General features: G+C 61.0%; 2 protein-coding genes. One reads left to right on the forward strand and one right to left on the reverse strand.

Annotation, left to right across the window (positions count from 1 at the left end; translation table 11 throughout):
* Nucleotides 1-422: 422 nt before the first annotated feature.
* On the forward strand, nucleotides 423-2,090 hold the full coding sequence (locus FS320_RS40670) for a hypothetical protein (RefSeq protein ID WP_152718199.1): 1,668 nt from the start codon (nucleotides 423-425) through the stop codon (nucleotides 2,088-2,090).
* A 289-nt stretch (nucleotides 2,091-2,379) separates the two neighbouring features.
* Here FS320_RS40670 and FS320_RS40675 read toward each other — a convergent pair whose 3' ends face one another.
* Nucleotides 2,380-2,937, reverse strand: coding sequence for a dihydrofolate reductase family protein (locus FS320_RS40675; RefSeq protein WP_152718201.1), 558 nt, complete (start codon nucleotides 2,935-2,937; stop codon nucleotides 2,380-2,382).
* Between the last annotated feature and the right edge of the window lie 213 nt (nucleotides 2,938-3,150).

The raw sequence follows: 3,150 nt of genomic DNA on the forward strand, positions 1-3,150 counted from the left end.
CGGCGAAGCGGGCGGGCAGGTGCAGCATGGCGGCGTCTCTTGGCGGAAACTCTGCCAGTCTACCGCATCGTTCGCTTCGCCGCCCCTCGCTCTCACATCACCCGTCAGAAATGGCTAAACTCAAGCTAAGGTGATGCGCACCAACCACACGAACCTCGAATAGCAGGTGCAAGTCGGGTTGACGCCGAGGGACGGTTCCCGGTGCTCCTCTGACCTAAGAGCTTGGCCAGTTTGGGCCGTCCGAGCAGACCTTTCTTAAGCAGCAGGGGTCACACATTCTGGCCCAGTTCGGACATTTCCGCCGCGCTTTGCCCTCACGGCAATGCCTGGATCCGCTGGCCTGATCGTCCTCTAGTCTCTCGGGCAGGACCCAATCTCGCCGACATTGTGGGGCTCCCTTGTGAGCCAGCACGGGAGCGCCCATGAAGCTCGGCATCACTCGCTTGGATTTCCTGCGCGGCGCTATCGCCAGCCTGGCCACGGCAGCCGTCTCTCCAAGCCGCGCGGCTGATGCCATCGCCCAGCTTGCTCCACCTCCTGCCGCGCGTCTGGCCCCATCCCTCCTCGACCTCGAGTTCTCAATTGTCGAGCAGATTCGACCTTTCGATCTTCTTCCTGAGGGGTTCGTTCAGGTCCATGAGCAGTTTCGCGAGGCAAGCTTGAGACGCCTCACGCGAACGGGCCTGCAATCCGAAGGTGCTCCGGCCCAGATGAGCCTTTCGCCCGGTCGCCTGCGCCTGACTTCGTCCCGAGCCGAGCCCACGCTGCTCCGCACCGAGGCTGGTCCCGTGGCGCCTTATTGCACGGTGGTCGTAACGATAGGTTCTTCTAAGACAGGGACTGACGAGGCCGGAACAGTCACTGCCGGTCTTGTGCGGGATGCGAGCAACTATGTGATCGCATCCTTCGAGCGCAATGGTGACCCGGCAAAGGCCGCAGTCGCTATCGATGTTCGGGTCGAAGGCAGGACGACTCGGGTTGCCTCGGTGAATGTCGATCTCGCCGGGGCGACGCGATGTGCCTTCACGGTCAATGAGAACTATGTGACGGCCCTTGTGGCGAGGGGAGCAGACTGGGTTCCCGTCGTGCAGTATCGCATCACCGACCTGCTGGATCTGCGCAACCCAGCCGTGCTGCGTCAGTACCGTTATGGGTTCGGCGCCGGCGGGGCAGGCGCGACTGTCACGATCGAGGATGTGCGGGCCGGCTACTTCGGACAAGCCGGGATCAGGGACCTTCACGTCATCAGCCATTCCGACGGCAGACCCTACATCAGGAATGGAAAGCTCTATTTGACTGCGACGCAAGCAGGCCTGTCATTTTTCCAGGCTGCGCACTGGGGCGTGTGGACGCTCGATCTTGATGAGCCTTATCAGGTCGAACCGGTTGCAGCCTTGTTTTTTGAGCGCGACGGGCTCGTTCTTGGCGATCATGCAGGTCAGATCGTCGCCGATGACCACGATGGCGGCTTTCATGTTGCGGTGAGCAGTTGGGGCGACTTCGCCTTCAAGGGCATGCATGTTCGCTACTGCCGCACGTTCAAGAATATTCTCAGCGGAGTGCATGTGCTGAAGAGCGCGAGAATGTCACTGCCCACCGATATCAGCGCGTGGGATCCGTCGATGGTGCGCATCGGAGGCCGCTGGTATGTCGGCTTTGTCGAAAGCCCCTATCAGGATCCCACCCGTGGCTTCAATTTCCACCCCGCGCTCGCCCGCAGCGACAGGGGAGGGTCTCTGAATCGGTTGAGCAAGGTTGGGGCCGATCTCTCGCGAGACCAGACAGAGGGCACCATTCTCCAGAAGGTTGGTGGACGCTGGTACTTGCTTGCCAGCGACGGGGTTGATCGCCAATACCGTGTTTACGACCTGTCGATGAAGCTGCTCGGCTTTCTCAAGGCGCCGTACGGAAGCAATATTCCACATCCTCAGGTGATTCCGATTTCTGATCGGGGGCAGACCACCTATCTGCTGATCACGTTCGAGGGCACGCAGTACCACGAAGAGCTGCTCGGATATGGGACCCACGGCGACCTCATCGTCATGCGTGCCGCTCAGACCAGGCGAGGCTCCGAGTTCGAACGCTCCTGATGGTCACGCCGCTTTGATACAAGTCCTTTGTTAGTGCAACGATAAAGATCGTTCCTATCGAATGTCGGGAAGTGGCACTCCTCAGACCTAAGCTCGAAGGCAGCGATCCTCATCAAACCGGACGTTCCGGAAGCGAAAGGAATCTCGGTTTCTGATCCGTAGCGGATCTTCGAAACGTCAGCTTGTGGGGGAGCACCTCAGCAGCGCGCGAGCCCGACTTAGCCGAGCCGGAGACAAGGGATTACACTCCGGCAGTCCTCCGACCTGAGCGCGATGAAGCTGCTGTGAGTCAACGCCCGCGCCGGTAGTGCATGGCGACCACGCCATTGCGGAGCGGCTTCGCCGAGACCAGCTCGAGCCGTCGTGTGCTGGGCAGCCCGCCCTGGTACAGGGTCGGGCCGTGGCCGGCGATCCTGGGATGAACGAGGAGCTTGTACTCGTCGATCAGATCCAGCCGGTCCAGCTCGGTCGCGAGTTTGCCGCTACCGAGGAGCACGCCCGCCGGAGTCGCGTCCTTGAGCCTCTGCACGCCTGTTCGCAGATCCTCGGCGATGTGGTGGCTGTTGGTCCACGGGAAGTCCTTTCGCGTCGACGACACGACGTATTTCGGCTTGGCCTCCAGCTTAACCGCCCACTCGCGTATCGCCGGCGGCGCCTCCACGTCGCCGCGAGCGACCGCCGGCCAGTAGCTCTCCATCATCTCGTAGGTGACACGGCCCCACAGCATCGCCCCGCCCTCGTCCATAAGGCGGGTGAAGAACGCGTGCGTCTCGTCGTCAGCGATTCCTTCCTGATGGTCGACGCAGCCGTCCAGGGTGACGTTGATGCTGAAGGTCAATAGTCCCATGCGGCGATCGTAAGCCATGCGCTCGAAAAAGCGTAGGGCTATTGCTCGAGGTCTATGTTCAACTTCTGCAATAAGTGAATGCGGGCCTAGATCCTCGACACAGTGATTTTGACCGGTTGGCCTGCCGTCTCTTGTGACGGCACTTCGAAGCGGTGCGGGATCTGCAAGTGGATTGATCCCCATTGGACGGGGCCTCGGTACCAGATGCGAAGT

Origin of the sequence: Microvirga tunisiensis (genome assembly GCF_009296175.1) — a bacterium.
In the GTDB taxonomy this organism is placed as follows: Bacteria; Pseudomonadota; Alphaproteobacteria; order Rhizobiales; family Beijerinckiaceae; genus Microvirga; species Microvirga tunisiensis.

Excerpts from the sequence above, each read along its gene's own strand:
- FS320_RS40670 (WP_152718199.1), top strand. The coding sequence starts at position 423 with ATGAAGCTCGGCATCACTCGCTTGGATTTCCTGCGCGGCGCTATCGCC.
- FS320_RS40675 (WP_152718201.1), bottom strand. The coding sequence starts at position 2,937 with ATGGGACTATTGACCTTCAGCATCAACGTCACCCTGGACGGCTGCGTC.